Below are 17,470 nucleotides of genomic sequence, written 5' to 3'. Positions count from 1 at the left end.
CTATCCGTCAAAGACGAGAGAGATGGACGCCGCTAGGAACATCACTTCGCGGCAACATACCCTTTAAATCAAAAACAATGCCTTGATCGGCCAGCTTGAGTAGGCCGGACACTCGACGCCATCCATACTCATTAAAGATCTTATGCGGGACAGCAATGATCACTGCATCGGCCGGGGCAAGATCATCAAACTCAAAAAGACTCAAGCCGTATTCCTTCATTGCCTCGAGCCGATCTACAACAGGGTCATGTACTTGTACGTTGATCCCGTACTTTTCGAGCTCTTTCACGGTATCTCCGACACGACTGTTTCGTATATCAGGCACGTTCTCTTTAAATGCCAATCCCAAGATCGTCACCGTAAGGGGCTGCCCCAGCTTTCTTATCATCATCACACGAGCGCATTCGTCAGCTACGGACTTACTCATGGAATCGTTTACGCGACGCCCTGCAAGTATGACTTCTGGCCGGTAGCCGATTTGCTCTGCCATATGGGTCAAGTAGTACGGATCGACGCCGATACAGTGGCCGCCTACCAAACCTGGTGAGAAAGGCAAGAAATTCCATTTTGTTTTTGCAGCCGCCAGCACATCACCTGTGTCGATACCAAGGCGATTAAAGATCAGCGACAGCTCGTTGATCAGCGCGATGTTCAAGTCACGCTGTGTGTTCTCAATTACCTTTGCCGCTTCGGCGGTCATTATGTTCGGCGCTTTATGGATAGGTGCGTTAATGACCGCGCCATAGACCCGCGTCATTGTTTCCAGCGTCGTTTGATTCTGACCGGCAACTATCTTGGCGATGTTTTCAAAGCGATGCTCTTTATCGCCAGGATTTATCCGCTCAGGCGAGTAGCCAAGAAAAAAATCTCTACCTGCTACCAACCCGGATGCTTTCTCCAGATAGGGCGCACATTCACTCTCCGTGACACCAGGATACACAGTTGACTCATAAACAACGATATCGCCTCGGGAAAGCACCGAGCCGACGAACTCCGAAGCGCTAAACAACATGCTAAGATCAGGCCGCTTGGCGTGATCCAAGGGAGTCGGAACAGTCACGATAAAAAAGTTTACCGCAGCTAGACTCCGAACGTTGTTCGAATAAACCACATTGACTTCTTCGAGATCGCCTGACTCAACTTCTCTGGTGCGGTCGTAACCTCTGACGAGCTCATCTATGCGTTGCGGGTTTATGTCGAAGCCTACAGTTTGAAATCCCGCGCGTGCGAACGCAACAGCAATCGGTAACCCAACGTAGCCGAGTCCAACGACGCCAATCCTAATTTCATCACGCACTTCTGTTTCCTTCTATAGCTGTCGTGCACCTTAGAAAAGGCCAACTCGACCGAGGTCGGACCGAGCAACGCAATTGCTGTTCCTGCGACTTATAGGAAATTGTTGGGGCTGCTCGACTCGAATCGCTGAGTCGTTTTGATCTCGGCTTGCGTGGCGCGTCCGTGGTTTATTGCCCGTAGTCTGGACATCACGCAAGAGGAGGACACCATGACGGGAAGCAATGGCGCTTGAAAGCTTGAGCGATGGATGTCTTGCCAAACCTCATAGCGTCGGCAATCTTCACTCCTTCCAGCAAATTAACGCCAGGAGAATCCAGTCTCACGTTGGCGACGGATTCTCCGGCATCGTTTGCCTGGCGAATCGACTGCGAAAACCTATCCGCATCGCCGGGAACAATTTCTGCGGCGATCGAGATGGTCACCTGACCGGATCTGTCCACGCCGACTTTGATCTCAGCAGATTCAGCATTGCTCGAAAGCGTTGCGACCAACAGCAATATGAAAGCCACTGAGGCCGTCGCCCGCGAAATGACCATCGTATACCCCCAACGAGGGACATTGTTCAGCAACCGGGAGGCGTGCACAAGTGCTTCCAAAAGGGAATGGATTCTGGGGCCAAATCGGCCGTGATTCCCGTCGGACGCGGGCTGGATCTGAGCTATAGCCGCTTCAATGCGCGGGACTTGGCCGTTGGTACCGGCAACAAGCTGCCCGCCGGGCCTCTGCGCTGGCCATGGTGTGCTGTAACGATCGCCGAGCCCGGATTCTTCCACCGCCCAGTCCGGGTATGGGTGATGCGTGCATTCGCTCGAGGCATCTTCCCAAAAAGTAGCGCTGAATGCAGGAAGTCAATTTATCGATTCCCAGTAGGTCGGAACAGCGCCGAGCTACCGCCCGTCGCGGATATCGACAAGCTGATCGCTGCGACACCGCCCTGTAATGGCTGGCGGCGCATGCCCGGCTAAGATGCCACGAAGGCCGGGCAACGGTGGAAAAATCCCACGGTTTCGGAAAAGTCTGGTTGGATGCTCTTTCAAAGCGAATTACCGGATAATCAGAGGCCTCAATGGGCCCCGAGGCGGACATTTGATGTTCACCTCGTTACATATTTGGAAGGTGGTCGCGCGGTGTTGGCTTAGGCAAGAGCCTATCATTGGTCCTCTTCAATTTGCGCCGGACCCAACGGGGGCTCCTTTCCTTTCGGATTGAACTCAGGGACATAGTCCCGGTTCAGCGCACCATCGACGAGCTCGCGCGTGGAACGCATCTGCCTAGTTTTGATGGAGGAGAGCAGGGTGCCCGGTGAAGCTGTGGCTCTCGCGGTCCCGACGTTAGGCCTGACTTTAGTCGGGGAAGCCTCCGATTGCAACAATGGGGTATCGGCAATATCGTCCAGACTTGATTAGGGCGATTGCAGCAGGCATTTTCGAATCATCGGGTGACACGTCGCCCATTGGGGTTTCCTCTTTATGTCATTCGTGTCGACTCAGTTTCTCATTTTTTTATCTATCGTTTTCGCGCTCTATCATCTGTCGGGATCGGTCCGCCTGCAAAACTTGATCATCCTGATCGCCAGCTACGTCTTTTATGGGTCCTGGGACTGGCGTTTCATTTCCCTGCTGTTGGCCATTTCGCTGGCGAACTACGTAGCCGCCATCCTGATTGAGCGGCTCAAAGACCCAAAGGGCAGGAAAGCCATTCTCTGGATCGCGGTCTCATTCTCGCTGTTCGCGCTTGCCGTTTTCAAGTACTTCAATTTTTTTGTCTTTTCGGCGGTTTCGGCAGCCGACCTGTTCGGACTGAAGCTGCATGTGCCAGTAGCGAATATTTTGCTGCCCCTCGGCATCTCCTTCATGACGTTCCAGGGCATCGCCTATGTCGTCGACGTCTGGCGCGGTGAGCATAAGGCGGAATTAGATATCGTTCGCTTCCTCGCCTTCAAGGCATTCTTCCCGCAGCTCATCGCCGGTCCAATTGAACGCGCCTCGCATCTTTTGGATCAGTTTTCGCGGCCGCGCACATTGGATGCTGACAAGCTCGGCCGCGCGATGTGGCTGTTGATTTACGGATACAGTCTCAAGATCGTGGTCGCCGACAGCCTGGCGCCGATCGTCGATTCTCTGTTCGTGCCGCATCAGCCCTTCGGCTGGAGCGTGGTGCTTGGCACGCTCGCGTTCGGCTTGCAGATCTATGCCGACTTTTGCGGCTACAGCGTGATCGCCAAGGGAGTCGCGCTTCTGTTAGGTTTCGACCTGATCTGGAATTTCAAGTTTCCATACTGGGCAACGTCAATCAGCGATTTCTGGCGGCGTTGGCACATCAGCCTCAGCAACTGGCTACGCGACTATCTCTACATTCCGCTTGGCGGTAACCGTTACGGCGCTATCTCAACCAGCCGTAACCTTCTGTTGACGATGGGCCTTGGCGGCCTCTGGCACGGCGCAAGTTGGAATTTCGTGTTCTGGGGTTTGTTGCACGGCGTCGCCCTCACACTCTGGCGGTTTCTTCCGGCATCGATTCATCTCGTCGCTTCCGCTGGCAACGTGGTCGGCTGGGTTGCCACCATGATGGTGGTCTTTGTCGGTTGGTTCCTCTTCCGCGCAACAACATGGGACGTGCTGTTTACAATGACGATGGCGCTGCGCAATTGGGAGTGGGCGCCGGTTCATTCGGCGCTCGTTGTGACCCTCGTGACATTGGCGCTTCCGCTTGGCCTGCTTGAGTGGTTGCTCCAGCGCAGGGGCGACTTCTTCCCACTCCACACACCCGTCTGGCTGGCCTATCCAGCATACGCCGCCTTAATCGTCATCTGCCTTGCGATGTCGAGCCACTATCACGCAAGCTTCATCTATTTCCAATTCTGAAGGTGCCGATGAGCGGATTGATTGCATCGGGAACTGTCAATCGCCTCGCGGCGGGCCGCTTTCTGTCGCTCAGGCAATTGCTGCACGTCTGCTGGCTGGTGGCTGGTCATTTAGTTCGGCTGTTCGTACTTTGCCTTATCGGCCTCGGTATCCTGCATTTTTTGTATCTTCGCGATCCGGCGCGGACCGACGGGATGCGGCAGCTCAGCATCGATCATTTCATTGTGCTGGAGCAAATCCGGCGCGCGGCCGAAGTGCCCGCCCCTGACGTTGCGTTTTTCGGCGACAGTTCGTGCTTGATGGGAGTTGATGCCAAAGCTATCGAGCGCGCACTCAAGGGTAAAAGTACCCAATCGTTCTGCACGCTGGCATATCTCGGCCCGGTGGGATACGCTAAAATCCTGGACGACATGATCACTCGAAACGCTGCTCCCAAGGCAGTATTCTTCATGTTCCATCCTGCGGCTTTCCGCCGAGAATCCAGCTGGGAATACTGGCCGGCATTCGTGATGAGCGCGCGACAAGCGGCCCCGCCGCTGCTTCCGTTTCCGCGCGGCGCGCTGGATTATTTTCAGTTCGAATGGCTGAGCCGGCTGATTTACAGCCCCCTGCCCGCGGCTTACGGCCGATATTACGGCGGCGAGGGGGCGTTCCGAGCTACCATCAACGCACGGCAGGGGAGCGCAATCGATCCAAATACTGGATTGGACACCGCCAGCGTCGATGCCGTGAGGGCCGTTCCAACGCCGCCCTCTGGCACGGCATTCGATTTGAGCATCAACCAGGCCTACCGAGACGCCCTCAAGGTACTGAGTGAGACCGTCAAAAAGCTGCCCCAATCAACACCGGTCTATCTAATCGTATCGCCATTGCCCGACTACACGTTCGGTCCGGGTTCGGTGGACCAGCGCGCTGAGCGAGCGCTAGAAATTGCCCTCGCGCTTGGGATCGGAAGCAACCGCATTCTCCGCACCCCGGCGACAATGTTTGCGGCATATTTCGCCAGCATCACGCATCTCAACCGCTGGGGGCAGCAAGTTTATTCGGCCGAGTTGGCCAAACAGCTTGCTGAAGTCGTCAAATGAAACGCGGAAGCGGCTCATGAAGACGGCTCAACGGAGCCGAGCTCGCGGAGTAGAAATGCCCCGTTGATCAACTCGATGAAGAGGACAGCTTCCTCCATGCGCTTCTGTAGGCTGCCTCAACGGTACGGGCGTCGGCCTCCAGAAGAGTGTTCTTGAGCGGCAGGCCAGCCTTGGCCCAGGCAAGTAGCCCGTCACTGTCCTGCTTGGGCGGCCAGCTCGCCCAGGAGCCGCTCCAGGAGCTCGGCGGAGGCCTGGGGCGGCACAAGACGGGGGCGCGGTTCAGAATGGCCTTGGAAGGCCTTCCGTTCGCTCCCGGCGCGGCCTGTAGCCCGTGACCACGTCAGGCGCATCCAGATCGTCCTCTCCGGCGATCCCACCCAAGGCAAACAGGGCATACCGGCGGGCCTAGGTCAGCGCCGAGCCCATCCGGTGCGGCGCCTCGACTGCCTTGGAGGCGCAGACCGGCAGGTCGGAGTAGATCCACGCCGGAGGCGTCGGCAAGCAGGGTGGTAAGATGGATCTGACCGGTGCGCTGCTCGATCCGGGTGTCTGGATGGTGGCGATCTCCTGCTGGTTTAACGTCTTGCGGACAACATCGAGGCCGGAGGCCAAGGACGCATACCGGAAGCTTCGATCATCCTCTCGGGGAAAGATGATCGGATCACGGCGGTCAGTGTCTTCTCGGGATTTGTCAGTTCAGCCTGAGCCCGGGCCGCCGAGATGGTCCGATGCTTTCACTGGATTGATGCACGAGATCCCTCCGTCGCCAGGGCTTCGAAGCTATCCTGGCCGATGGCGATTTGTGGTAGCGCCTGCCCATCAATCTTTGTGCGTCTTACTTCTGACTCTCGATGAGAAAATGGAAATTAGATAGCATTGTCAATGGAGTGCACTTCTAGTGTAGGCGAGCCATTCTCCTAAGCGCTTCTATCGATCCGAGAAGGGCTTCGCAAGAGCGGTACTTGACTCCGGCATGCGGTCAGATGATTCCTTCCGAGCGGCTTCCGGTCTTGGGACATTGCCGATGGGCTTTAATGATCCAAATGCCAGCATAGCTTGGGAAGCCAAAGAGCTGACACCAGACGGCATAAAGAACGTTTTGGTTGTGGAGACTCACTTGGTACAGCTAGTGCTGAGGGCCACGATCCTCTTGCCGTAATCAATCTTCTCTCGGCCGCGAACCAGTATCTTGTCCAGAAAGGGGAGCGGTTAGCGGAACCACGAATGCCATCAATTCAAGATGTATCAAAGTAGGTCCGACGCGGCGGTTCGCGCAACCCTCTAGGGGCGGGCGACGAACTGTGCCTCCAAGGCGGGTTGAGGAACTGAATTCGTGTGGAGGCCCAGTGGGAAAGGCGGGGTAATATCTGCGACCACTTGGCCGCTGTCCCGTCGGTTGGCCATGTCACTGTTTCCAAACAGCTTGCAGCCGTTTGACAGACGCCGAGACCGGGGGTTGACCTGCGAATGGTGATCTGTCCAAGAAGGCGTGCGTGAACATGCTTCGCTGGCGCCTCGTCGCGCCTGTTTTATCTCAGATGCGCGGGAACAAAGGTAGGCCATGACCAAACGGGTCGCTTTAATCACCGGCGTGACGGGTCAGGACGGGGCCTATCTCGCCGAGTATCTGCTGTCGTTAGGCTATACCGTGCACGGCATCAAGCGGCGCTCGTCGTCCTTCAACACCGCGCGCGTGGACCATCTCTACAAAGACCCGCATGTCGGAGACGTGCCTTTCCTCATGCACTACGGTGACATGACGGATTCGACCAACCTTATTCGCTTGGTGCAGCAGATAAGGCCGACCGAGATCTACAATCTCGCCGCCCAGAGCCACGTCGCCGTCAGTTTCGAGAGCCCGGAGTACACCGCTAACGCCGATGCCGTCGGCGTGCTACGCCTATTGGAGGCGATCCGCATCCTCGGCATGGAGCAACAGACGCGGTTCTACCAAGCCTCGACCTCCGAGCTCTACGGCCTCGTGCAGGAGATCCCGCAGAAGGAAACCACGCCATTCTATCCGCGCTCGCCGTATGGCGTCGCTAAGCTCTACGGCTACTGGATCACGGTGAATTACCGCGAAGCCTACGGAATGTTCGCTTCCAACGGCATCCTGTTCAACCACGAGAGCCCGATCCGCGGCGAGACCTTCGTCACCCGCAAGATCACGCGAGGCGTCTCCCGGATCGAGGTTGGGCTGGAGGAAACGCTCTATCTCGGCAATCTTGAGGCAAAGCGTGACTGGGGCCATGCCAGGGATTACGTCGAGGGCATGCACATGATCCTGCAAGCCGACAAGCCGGACGATTTCGTGCTTGCCACCGGCGAGACTCGCTCTGTGCGCGAGATGGTGGAGCTGTCCTTCGGCCATGTTGGCCGCCGCATCGAATGGCGCGGGAAGGGCGTCGACGAGACCGGCGTCGATGCCATCAGCGGCAAGACGATGGTAAAGATTGATCCGACATATTTCCGCCCGACCGAGGTCGATCTGCTCGTCGGCGATGCCAGCAAGGCACAGAAAGTGCTCGGCTGGAAGCCGAGGCGGACTTTTGCGCAGCTTGTCGACGAGATGATGACGGGCGATCTGTCCGAGGCCAAACGGGAAGCGGCCCATGGCAAGCGTACCGTTTGAACTAAGGGGCAAAAGCGTCTACGTCGCCGGCCACCGCGGCATGGTCGGCAGCGCGATCGTGCGCAGGCTGGCCCGGGAGGATGTGAATCTCGTCACCGTCGAGCGTCGCGAGCTCGATCTCAGCAATCAGGCGCAAGTGTTCGACTGGTTCGCGAAGGTGCGGCCGCAGGTGATCTTTCTCGCCGCCGCCAAGGTCGGCGGCATCGTCGCCAACAATACGCTGCGGGCTGAGTTCATCTACCAAAACATCGCGATCGCCGCGAACGTCATCCAAGCCGCGCATGTGAACCATGCCGAGAAGCTTATGTTCCTCGGCTCGTCTTGCATCTATCCGAAGCTGGCGCCGCAGCCGCTGCGGGAAGAATTGGTGCTGACGGGCCCGCTGGAGCCGACCAACGAGCCCTATGCCATCGCCAAGATCGCCGGCATCAAGATGGCAGAAGCCTATCGCAGCCAATATGGCAACGACTTCATCAGCGTGATGCCGACCAACCTCTACGGGCCCGGCGACAATTATCATCCTGAACTGAGCCACGTGGTCGCCGCGTTGATCCGGCGCTTCCACGAAGCGAAGTTCTCGGGCGCGACGAACGTCGTGGTGTGGGGCACCGGCACGCCCCGGCGCGAATTCCTCTATGTCGACGACATGGCGGATGCCTGCGTTCATCTGATGAAGACGTACTCCAGCGCCGAACTGGTCAACATCGGCACCGGCGAGGACATCGCCGTTGGTGAGTTCGCCCGACTCGTCGCAGAAATCGTTGATTTCAAGGGTGAGATTGTTTTCGATATGTCAAGGCCGGACGGCACGCCGCGCAAGCTACTCGATGTGAGCCGCCTGGAAGGGCTCGGCTGGCGCGCGAAGATCTCCCTCGCGGACGGTCTGAAGCAGGCGTACGCGGCATATTTATCGGTTGGGTGATACTGCGTTTTCTCCCGCCTAGTCCCCCGCAAGCGGTCCACGGGATCGCAATTGTATATTGAAGGCGCGTCACTTCGAAGGCGATCTGAGTCTTCAATCCTCGTGTTGTCTCCGCGTTTTTGCCAAGTCGGTGCACTGGAGGTCGTTTTTTGATTAAGCCGTTCCAGCCCATCGTCGCCTTTCATTGGGATGCATTCTTTAGGTTCATCGTCCTCTTGCAAAGCGGTTCGATGCGCAATGCGGTTTGGTTGCCGCCTGCGAGGGCTCCGCAGAGCATTGATTTCTTTGATCAGCATTAGGCGCCGAAGTTGTGCTCCGTTCAGAAGAGATTCAAACAGCGCGAGGATCTCGTGAGCCTGAACGTAAGCTTCCATGCTTATAGCATGTTGATCGAAGCCGTACGATCGAAGACGCGCCTCGATGTTGAGCGCCGCAGAAGCATCCAATTGCCAGTCCAGCGCGTTACCGATGGTGTAGATTTCGGCTACATCCTGGAAGTCCGGGGCGATGCCTGCGAGATCGACGCGGCGAAGGGTCATCTCGACGGCCTTTTGGCGATGGGTGCTCAGGAGCCTATGCCGGAGAACCCGGTAACGTTGCATCTCCCAGGAGAGTTCGGCGATGTCGACAGCGAGCAGCCACTCGATCGCAGACTCGGGATTTAAGTCGCAGAAAATGGCTTCTGAAGAGCCTGATAGTGATCAATGTCCTCGCCGGGAAGAAGTTGCGGCGGAGGACACCGCGCCTTGAATTGAGGCGGCAAAACGCTGGCCGACCGCGGCTGACGAAGGTTGAGAGAACCATTCATTGACCTTGCACCCCCGATGCCGGTCACGACGACGGTGCTGCAGCCGTTTCGCTGGCCATCAGATGGACGGGGCTCGCATCCCAAAGCTCCTTTGCGATCGGCAGAGGAGCGATCTGCAGATTAGTCCACCAAGCTTTTTCGTTCCCATGTCTGTGCAGCGATTGATGATGTGATCGGCAAAGCGGCACCGTGAACTGGTCGCTGACTTTGCGTCCCAGTGTCCTCGGTTGAGCAAATTTCAAGTGATGCGCATCAGCGGGGGTCTTCTGGCAGACCAGACAACCCTGACTCCGAATGAAGCCGAGGTGATCCTTGCTTCGTCTCCGCGGCGGCTCTTTCGGGAAGGCAAGGCCGACCTCTGCTCCGGACGAGCCGCTGGCGGGACCCTCAACGTCACGCTGTCGGATCGCTACCACCGGCTCTTGGTCTGCTATATCGAGATCGGGAAGGGCGGCTTCCTCGAACCTCTTCTGGTAGGCAGCCTCGAGCACGCAGGCGTCCGCCTCCAGAAGAGTGTTCTTGAGCGGGAGGCTGATCTTGGCCCAGACGAGCAGGTCCTCGCCGCCTTCCCGCTCGGCAAGCTCGCCCAGGAGGCGATCCAATAGCGCAGCGGAGCGGTCAGGCGGAAGGACGGGAGGGCGGTTCAGAACGTCTTTGAGCGGCTTGCGCTTCTGTGCTGGTGCGGATCTGTAGCTTGAGCGCGGTGGGAGACCCTGTCATGAAGTCTGGGGCGTCCAGATCGTCCTCCCCAGCAATTCCGACCAAGGCAAACAGCGCATAGCGGCGGGCGTAGGTCAGCGCCGCCCCCATCCGGTGCGGCGCCTCGACCTCCTTAGAGGCGCAGACCGGAAGGTCCGAGGAGATCCACTCCCTTGAAGCGTGGGCGAGCAGGGTGGTGAGGTGGATCTGGCCGGTTGGCTGTTCGATCCGGGTGGTCTGGATGGTGGCGATCTCCTGCTGGCTCAACGTTTTGCGGACGATGTCTAGACCGGAGGCCAGCGAGGCGTAGCGGAAAGTCCGATCCTCCTCCCGCGGGAAGGGCGACCTGATGACGGCGGTCAGGGTCTTCTCAGGGTTCATCAGTTCGGCCTGGACCCGGGCGAGTGCGGCTGCGATGGTCCCGATCCGTTCACTGGACTGGTGCATGGGAGCCCTACGCCGCTTGAGCCTCGAAGCTGATCGCGCCCGACTTGGAACGCTTGGCTTTGACGCCGTGCCCGGTCGCCTTCTTGGCGTCCTCCGGCATCAGTATTTTCAGATCCGCTTTGGCTGTCTCGAGTGGGCCTCTCGCGTCCGCAGGTAGGTCGCCGCCAGCTCAGCCCATTGGTTGGAGGTCGACATATCGACGACCTTGACCGCCTTGAGTCTTGGGTGGGGGCGTTTCGATATTGAAGAGGATGGGTGGCTCGCCGCTTTGGACGCAACGCTAGAACTTCTTTTCGGCCGTGAGCAGGAGGTGCTGATAGAGCGGATCGGCGTGGATTTTGATCTCGACCCATTTTGCCGCCACCGGTGATGATCGAGAGAACGGCGCTCCGTGACGCGGTGACCCACATGTTGTGCTGTAGCTGGGCGATGTGCTTCTCGGCCGCGGCCTCGTCTGTGAAGACTCAAAGCAGCATGAACTTGGCCTCGAAGACGGCGCCGGTCTGCTCGACGGTCCCATCCAGCGTTGCCGCCATCCATTTGTGGATGGGATGACGAACCCTTCTCTGGATGTCCTTAACGGTGTGACCGCTCGCGCGCTGGTACCAGGCGCGGTTCGAAACCTCCGTCACAGTTCCGAGCTGGACGATCAGATTGTCTGAGAGATCCTGCGATTCGATTTCGCCGCGTTTTTCCCGCCAAAGTCGGATAAGGTTCTCCTGGTCATCCCCCATGTTGATGCGGGCATCCGAGCCGCCGTTGAAATGCCGCCGATCGTTTGGGTTGAACCTGATGATATGATTTGGCGCATCGGCGCCATTCGCTTGAACCGTTGTCACCGATATCTCCTACGCAAGAACAAGCGGCGTTACTTGCCGCACTGCCTGAAGCCCCGCGTCCGCGAGGCGAGATACCGGCGCTACGATCGATGGTGGCGCCCGGTCGAATCAGTAGCGCTCCAATCGCGGATGAAGGCCAGTACTATCTGCAGCAACAATCTTGCTCGTTTTAGGGACAGGAATGGCTCTTGTTCTCACGTGCTTCGAGCAGGGACGGGACGAGGCTGACCGGTATAAAACCGACAAAACGAAGCCAACTCAGGGATGAACAGCAAACGTGGATGCGAAAAGCGCGCTCGCAGCGAACGATGTTGTCCGGTCGCATGAAATGTTGAAATGAAGTCGTTATTGTCGGAAGATCGGCGGGTATCCCTCTAGCTTGGGCCTGCAAGATTTGAAGCGTCCGGCAGTATTTTTCGATCGTGATGGCGTCCTCAACGAGGATGACGGCTATGCCTTCGATCCTGGCAAGATCCGGTGGGTGGAAGGAGCCCAACAGGCCGTCAAAGCAGTCAATGACGCCGGGTATCTTGCGTTTGTCGTGACCAACCAATCAGGAATTGCGAGGGGATTTTACGAGGAGCGGCATGTTCGCAATCTGCACGAATGGATGTTACGTGAACTTGCGATCGTTGGTGCCCGTATCGATGCGTTCGAATTTTGCCCCCATCACCCCGAAGGTCTGGTTGAGCGTTACCGTGTCCTCTGCAGTTGCCGTAAGCCGCAGCCGGGGATGATTAGAGCTCTGCTTGAGCGATACGCGGTGGATGTTGATGCCAGCTTCTTGATCGGCGACAAGCAGAGCGACCTTGCTGCGGCGCAGGCGGCCGGCATCGCGGCCTATCTGTTTGACGGATCAAACCTCCGTACTTTCATTGCCCCCTTGTTGACGGATCGGTCCTACCCTCCGGATCAATCACGGTCGCATCACGGAGGTGCGGGAACGGAGGATTGAGGCCGTGGTCTTTGTGACCAACGGATCGATCGATTACTAGGTAGAGAAGTCAAGGAGGCAAGTTGGCGTCAAAGCGACAGATCGAAGCCAATCGCGCAAACGCAGCAAAGAGTACCGGCCCCCAAACAAGCGCTGGGAAAGCAACATCGAGCCGCAACGCCTATCGGCATGGTTTATCGCGTTGGGACGAAGCCGCTGGTTGTGGCTTCGATGCAGTCCTTGCAAAAGAGTTAAAAGGTACGGACATGCAAGTCGCACTTCAAGATCTGGCTCAAGCCAGGAGTCGGCAGGATCGCCTGCGAGCTCTTAGGTTAGGCCTGATCTCGGCGGTGATTGACGGCGCGGAACCAACGCAAATGAGATATTTGTCGAGCTTGGAACGGTATGAGAAGGCTGCCCTCTCGCGGCAACGGCGAGGGCTCAAACACCTGAAGCGAAATCCCGGATGAGAACCATAAGCCTGGGTGGGATCATCGAAGAGTAGAGATCGGGAGGCGGGGCGTCGCACCGGGCCTAGTGGCGGAGAGTGGTGGACCGACCATGCTTGTCTACATCGGTTCATGCGACATGAACCGTCATCACGTACCGGAGCTTAAAGGAACCCGCTAGAGCCCGCTGCAATGTGTATTTGCGCCACTTCGGCGAGCTTATAAGATGCGCCGCTCTTCTGATTGGGAGAGGCGACCCGACTGCTTGGGCTAGTGTCGAGAAGCCGACATGATGCCGCCGCTGAGGGCGAGCATCCAAGAGCGTCCGCCAGCATCAACAAATTTGTCGGGACCAGAGGGCGGAGGTCCTGTAGCGGCGATGTAGGTCGCAAACGAGACGGCATCGACCCGCTCGCGGGCACCCCGTCGGTCTCATAATCGCGAAAAATTTCTACGGCGGTGGGCATTTAGTTAAATGGTCACATCTCTTGCTCTAGTAGTTGCCGACACTTTGAAGACCTATTTCCGTTTCATTGGCGGTGCCGATCTAGTCGACCACTTCGAACCGAAATTGGACGACTTGCAAGATCGGATATTTGCGCTTGTTGATGGCCACGAGGGCTATTTGGGTCGCAGGAAATGGCCGGCTATCTGATGAGTCTTGCAAGCCGCCCACCAGGAAATTTACGGGGGGGGGGCGCCTCGTCCCATCCATTTACGACGCTTTCCTGCTCTCGTTGGTTGCGGTAGCTTTCGGGAGCTACGTGGGGGAGGATTCATGCTGAGGTTTTTGGCGACCGTCATTGCCGCCTGCTGCGCTACCGCGGCAAATGCCGCTGCTGACTGCAAATCAATCCAATATCCATCCGCTAGGCTGTCGTGCTATGACGGGGCGGCCAAGGCCGCTCCAAAAGCTGCCACCACCGCCAAAAACCTCCAGCGATGAATTCGCCGATGTAAAGGCCGCACTAACCCGCAAGCTCAAGGATCCGGAATCCGCGATCTCTTCAAGGTAACTACACGTCATCCGGCGACGTCGCACACTACATCGCCAATGCTAACGGTCTCAAAATCGATGTGCGCGATGAATTTATCGGGCGAGCTACGATTGACGCTGGAAACATGACAGCGAACACCACTTCGGTTCTGGGAACCGTAACGATATTCCCGGCCAGAGTAGGTGATCATGTAAACGTCGAATGCTCAGGCGACCTGCAGGGCCTTCCGTTGCCCGGCTACGTGAGCGCCGACAACGCCGTCACCCTGCGGCTAACGAATCCAACTGGCGGCGCCATCAATCTAGGAAGTCTGAAATACACTGCGCGCGTGCGGTTGCTAGACCATCGCTGGCGGGGCAGAGGAGAGGATGAACTACAGCAATTGGAGCGGTAATCCTTGCGGACACGGCCGGTATTGCCGGCCTCGGTACTCTTGCAACCTCGACGATCTGGGTTGGAGCGTTTAGCGTTAGTTTTGCGGCCGTAGTTGGTGGCAGGCAGCGATACAGCGGCACTTGTCGTCGCTCTCTCCGCTCAACTGACCAAGTTCGAGCGCCACATGAAGCAGGCCGGCGACATCGCCGACCGGACCACCTCCGCCGTCGAGGACCGCCTCTCCAGGATCAATCCGTCCGCCGCATCCTTCATCGGAAATTTTGCATCCAACCTTGTCACCAAAGGTTTCGACAAGGCAATCGATCTCGTCCAGGACCTCACGCGCCGTTTCACCGAGTTGAACGATACGGCCAAGCTGGTCGGCGTCTCCATGAACGAGATTTTCTGTAAGCAGGAGGCTGCGGGCAAGTTCGGCGCGCCGGTTGACGACGTGACCACGAGCGTTCGAAACTTGGCCGTTCTGCTCGACCAAGTACAACGTGGCGAGAAGAACTCGCTGAGCAATTTGTTCCACTCCAATCCGGAGGCGCTCAAGGGTGTCAACGTGCAGGCACTGAACCTGCAGCACAGGCATTTTGTACGTTGCCACCGTCGGTTGGACCGATACCCGCGGACGCATGGATTAGCGGCTGCGGGTACACCCACTGAGCGCCGTTCTAGGTCTTCCCCGACGATCTGAGTATTTCGTCTACTACCGATTGAACCCACAATCTCGAAACGCGGCGCGTGGGATGGATGCCATCGACGGTTTCACCTTTCGGTGGGTCCATCACAATAATAGGAGAGAATGGCTTGAGAGCTAACAACAAGTCTTTCATGTTTTGCTGTCTGTTCGGGTTGGCAGTGTCGTTCGCGCCAATCGTCACGACGATCAGCGATGGTTTCGACCCTTCGAATATTGTAGGAGCCAGTGCGGTATAATCCAAGATTGTCGCCCCGCCTATGCCGGCGTTGATGACGGGATTACCGTCCAGATTGTTCGGGAAGCTCGCCATCTCTGTGATGCTATCCCCAACGATGACAATTGGGCGGTACGCATCTGCTAGATGCGCCCGAATTACCGCCCGCCTAACGTCCTGATGGTCGTGGAATGTGTGCCGCGGGACCTCGCCGAGTCGTTTCCTGACGCGCTGAAGCTCAGAGAACGAAGCGCCGAAGGCAATCAGTAGAACAACAGACAATATCCAGGGCATGGCGCGCTGCATTTGGCGTCCTTCCTACCACCACAACCCTTAATTTATCAAAGTCTGGCGGTTTACCCGTCCTCAACTATCGCTGATGGCCCAGTCCAATTCCCAGGACAATCGCCTTCTGACGGAGCGCGCCACCGGTGCGCTTGGTCGCGGGATATTTTGAGACAGGCGTCCGGGCCTTTGTCCTTCGATGTTGAGGACGCGGTCTAACAACATGAAGCGCAGTTCGCAACCGCGCACTTATCCACCACCGCGCGACGATATTTGAGCGCGCCTTCACTCAAGGACGGCAATTGTCCAGACCGCAAAAAGGACCCCAGCTTCAGGCGGTGAAGCTGGGGCTGGCTTTGAGGTTGCCCCTTGCGGAAGGCAGCCATCCTTGACAACGGGACCGGGAAAGCTTGGTAATAGGCGAAGCGCTCCGGCCTGGTTTTAAGTGACCGGCGCGACGATTAGTTCCTGAATGGGGATCGCTTGCCTTGCACCTCGACGCTGACATGCCACAAGCGCGAGCGCGTCGCTCCGCTTCTTCGAGCTGAAGTCGGAGATCTTCGACTTCTGCTAGTCGGGAGGTGAGTTCGCTTACCCAATTCGGCTCATTGTCTTTGTTCCATCTGAGAGAGCGTACTAACGGCCGCGCTCGGCAAGTGAATACCCGATCATTGGCACCCATCGCATCAAAATCAAGCCTGACGCCTCCCGCGCTTTCGGTATTTCAAAGCGTGATCAGCCGTTGTACAGGTTGGGTCGGGATAAACCCGTACCATCCCACGAGATGAACTTGATCCGATCGGGGCTCAGGTCGCTCCTAGAGAGTTGGTTTGGTGAAGTGAAGCGTTACACGCCTCTTTTCTGTTTGCTCTTGTCAAGCTGTTCTTCAATTTGGGTAGAAGCCTCTGCGCCACCCCCTGCTGTTCAGCCATCTCAGCCGCCACGCCAAGAGGCCGTCCAAAATGGTGTCGGCAAGTCGGTTAAGGAGCAACATTTAGCGCAACCGGTTGAAATATCCGCGCCACGACAGTCAGACCATGGGCCAGGCCGATACTATGTTTGTTTACGGGAGATAAGCCCGTTGGTCGACAAGCCACACCTCACACATTCGGTGTTCTTCGATGACGATGCTTACAAAGGATCTCGACAGTCGGTGATCTTGGAGGACTGTGAGCACCAGCAGTATTTTCGGCTAGACATCGCAACCGCCGAAACCGCAAAAGCCCATCCGAGGCCATGACAGACCAAATCGTCGAACTCTCTAAAGCTTGGGGCGCCTCTCGCTGGCCTCAGGAATTGCCCTTGCGTTGTTCTTCTTGGCAGCATTGATGGTTTTCCCCCGCACCGTCCTCATTGTGGGAGCCGGTGGGTCATTTGGAAAAGTAGCGGCGCCGATCATCCTTGTCGCCCGCGCGGCCGGTAGCACGGTTGCGTTCCTGCTCGCCCGCCATATTACTTCCGCTTGGTTTCGGGGGACGATCGCGCAGCAATACAAGCTTGAGGCGTGCCAATGCTGTTGATCGGGAAGGCTGGCGCGTGGTTGCGCTGATGCGTCTGGGTGCTGGCCCCGGCGCGTTCGATACAGCGCTTGCGGACGCACTCAAATGCGCCGAGAAGAATGCCGTAATTCCGGCTGAAGTCGCCATTGAGCTGGGCGATCTTCGACAGCTCGCTAGACGCTTGGCCTTCCACCGCCATCCGGCTGCTCCTTCAATTTCGTAGGACCAACACTCTATAAGCACCTGTTTTGCCCGACGGCGCAAGCGATATTTCGGCAAATCGAAATTATCCCAAGTCGAGAGTTCACAAACCGGACTCCGCTTAGTCGTCCGTGAACAAGGCTCTAAGCGATTGAGCAGGAGTCAGTTTTCCGGTTGCGGCGGCATTTGAGATTGCAGGGATTGGGGGCTTGAGGCC

At 57.4% G+C, this 17,470-nt stretch carries 11 protein-coding genes and 2 pseudogenes; 7 read left to right on the top strand and 6 right to left on the bottom strand.

Annotated features, from left to right (window positions below; translation table 11 throughout):
* Nucleotides 1-7: 7 nt before the first annotated feature.
* Nucleotides 8-1,297, bottom strand: coding sequence for a nucleotide sugar dehydrogenase (locus ABIB80_RS36795; protein ID WP_354129356.1), 1,290 nt, complete (start codon nt 1,295-1,297; stop codon nt 8-10).
* Nucleotides 1,298-1,484: 187 nt separating this feature from the next.
* Nucleotides 1,485-1,832, bottom strand: coding sequence for a hypothetical protein (locus tag ABIB80_RS36790; RefSeq protein WP_354129355.1), 348 nt, complete (start codon nt 1,830-1,832; stop codon nt 1,485-1,487).
* Nucleotides 1,833-2,765: 933 nt separating this feature from the next.
* Here ABIB80_RS36790 and ABIB80_RS36785 point away from each other — a divergent pair.
* From ABIB80_RS36785 to ABIB80_RS36765, 5 genes are all read left to right on the top strand, one after another.
* The gene (locus ABIB80_RS36785; protein ID WP_354129354.1) at nt 2,766-4,160 is read left to right on the top strand and encodes an MBOAT family O-acyltransferase; all 1,395 of its coding nucleotides are present in this window, start codon (nt 2,766-2,768) and stop codon (nt 4,158-4,160) included.
* A gap of 8 nt (nt 4,161-4,168) precedes the next feature.
* The gene (locus tag ABIB80_RS36780; protein ID WP_354129353.1) at nt 4,169-5,245 is read left to right on the top strand and encodes a hypothetical protein; all 1,077 of its coding nucleotides are present in this window, start codon (nt 4,169-4,171) and stop codon (nt 5,243-5,245) included.
* 1,561 nt (nt 5,246-6,806) lie between these two features.
* Nucleotides 6,807-7,877 carry a GDP-mannose 4,6-dehydratase gene (gene gmd / locus ABIB80_RS36775; RefSeq protein ID WP_354129352.1) on the top strand — a complete coding sequence of 357 codons (1,071 nt, stop codon included), beginning with the start codon at nt 6,807-6,809 and terminating at the stop codon, nt 7,875-7,877.
* Nucleotides 7,858-8,799 (top strand): GDP-L-fucose synthase, encoded by a 942-nt coding sequence (gene fcl / locus ABIB80_RS36770; RefSeq protein WP_354129351.1) that lies wholly within the window; start codon nt 7,858-7,860, stop codon nt 8,797-8,799. The genes gmd and fcl overlap by 20 nt, the downstream gene beginning before the upstream one ends.
* A gap of 350 nt (nt 8,800-9,149) precedes the next feature.
* Complete coding sequence (locus tag ABIB80_RS36765; RefSeq protein WP_354129350.1) at nt 9,150-9,464, top strand: hypothetical protein; 315 nt, start codon at nt 9,150-9,152, stop codon at nt 9,462-9,464.
* 166 nt (nt 9,465-9,630) lie between these two features.
* Here ABIB80_RS36765 and ABIB80_RS39530 read toward each other — a convergent pair.
* Both ABIB80_RS39530 and ABIB80_RS36750 read right to left on the bottom strand, forming a co-directional pair.
* Nucleotides 9,631-10,753, bottom strand: a pseudogene (locus ABIB80_RS39530) (ERF family protein).
* Between the two features lie 7 nt (nt 10,754-10,760).
* Nucleotides 10,761-11,487, bottom strand: a pseudogene (locus ABIB80_RS36750) (YqaJ viral recombinase family protein).
* A 499-nt stretch (nt 11,488-11,986) separates the two neighbouring features.
* Here ABIB80_RS36750 and ABIB80_RS36745 point away from each other — a divergent pair.
* Together ABIB80_RS36745 and ABIB80_RS36740 are read left to right on the top strand one after the other, a co-directional pair.
* Entirely contained in the window at nt 11,987-12,547 is a 561-nt protein-coding gene (locus tag ABIB80_RS36745) for a D-glycero-alpha-D-manno-heptose-1,7-bisphosphate 7-phosphatase (RefSeq protein WP_354129379.1), read from the top strand.
* 1,985 nt (nt 12,548-14,532) lie between these two features.
* Nucleotides 14,533-15,048: a hypothetical protein gene (locus ABIB80_RS36740; protein WP_354129347.1), complete on the top strand. Its 516-nt coding sequence runs from the start codon at nt 14,533-14,535 to the stop codon at nt 15,046-15,048.
* Here the strand turns inward: ABIB80_RS36740 and ABIB80_RS36735 are convergent.
* Nucleotides 15,026-15,574: an SGNH/GDSL hydrolase family protein gene (locus ABIB80_RS36735; RefSeq protein ID WP_354129345.1), complete on the bottom strand. Its 549-nt coding sequence runs from the start codon at nt 15,572-15,574 to the stop codon at nt 15,026-15,028. The genes ABIB80_RS36740 and ABIB80_RS36735 overlap by 23 nt on opposite strands.
* Nucleotides 15,575-17,005: 1,431 nt before the next feature.
* The gene (locus ABIB80_RS36730) at nt 17,006-17,251 is read right to left on the bottom strand and encodes a hypothetical protein (RefSeq protein WP_354129344.1); all 246 of its coding nucleotides are present in this window, start codon (nt 17,249-17,251) and stop codon (nt 17,006-17,008) included.
* Nucleotides 17,252-17,470: the final 219 nt, after the last annotated feature.

It is taken from the genome of Bradyrhizobium sp. i1.15.2, assembly GCF_040548425.1.
GTDB lineage: Bacteria > Pseudomonadota > Alphaproteobacteria > Rhizobiales > Xanthobacteraceae > Bradyrhizobium > Bradyrhizobium canariense.
The sequence above is the reverse complement of the archived record's forward strand: the minus strand, read 5'-3'. Positions and strand labels throughout refer to the sequence as shown.

Excerpts from the sequence above, each read along its gene's own strand:
- ABIB80_RS36740 (WP_354129347.1), top strand. The coding sequence starts at position 14,533 with ATGAAGCAGGCCGGCGACATCGCCGACCGGACCACCTCCGCCGTCGAG.
- ABIB80_RS36730 (WP_354129344.1), bottom strand. The coding sequence starts at position 17,251 with ATGGCGGTGGAAGGCCAAGCGTCTAGCGAGCTGTCGAAGATCGCCCAG.
- fcl (WP_354129351.1), top strand. The coding sequence starts at position 7,858 with ATGGCAAGCGTACCGTTTGAACTAAGGGGCAAAAGCGTCTACGTCGCC.
- gmd (WP_354129352.1), top strand. The coding sequence starts at position 6,807 with ATGACCAAACGGGTCGCTTTAATCACCGGCGTGACGGGTCAGGACGGG.
- ABIB80_RS36780 (WP_354129353.1), top strand. The coding sequence starts at position 4,169 with ATGAGCGGATTGATTGCATCGGGAACTGTCAATCGCCTCGCGGCGGGC.
- ABIB80_RS36735 (WP_354129345.1), bottom strand. The coding sequence starts at position 15,574 with ATGCAGCGCGCCATGCCCTGGATATTGTCTGTTGTTCTACTGATTGCC.
- ABIB80_RS36790 (WP_354129355.1), bottom strand. The coding sequence starts at position 1,832 with ATGGTCATTTCGCGGGCGACGGCCTCAGTGGCTTTCATATTGCTGTTG.
- ABIB80_RS36785 (WP_354129354.1), top strand. The coding sequence starts at position 2,766 with ATGTCATTCGTGTCGACTCAGTTTCTCATTTTTTTATCTATCGTTTTC.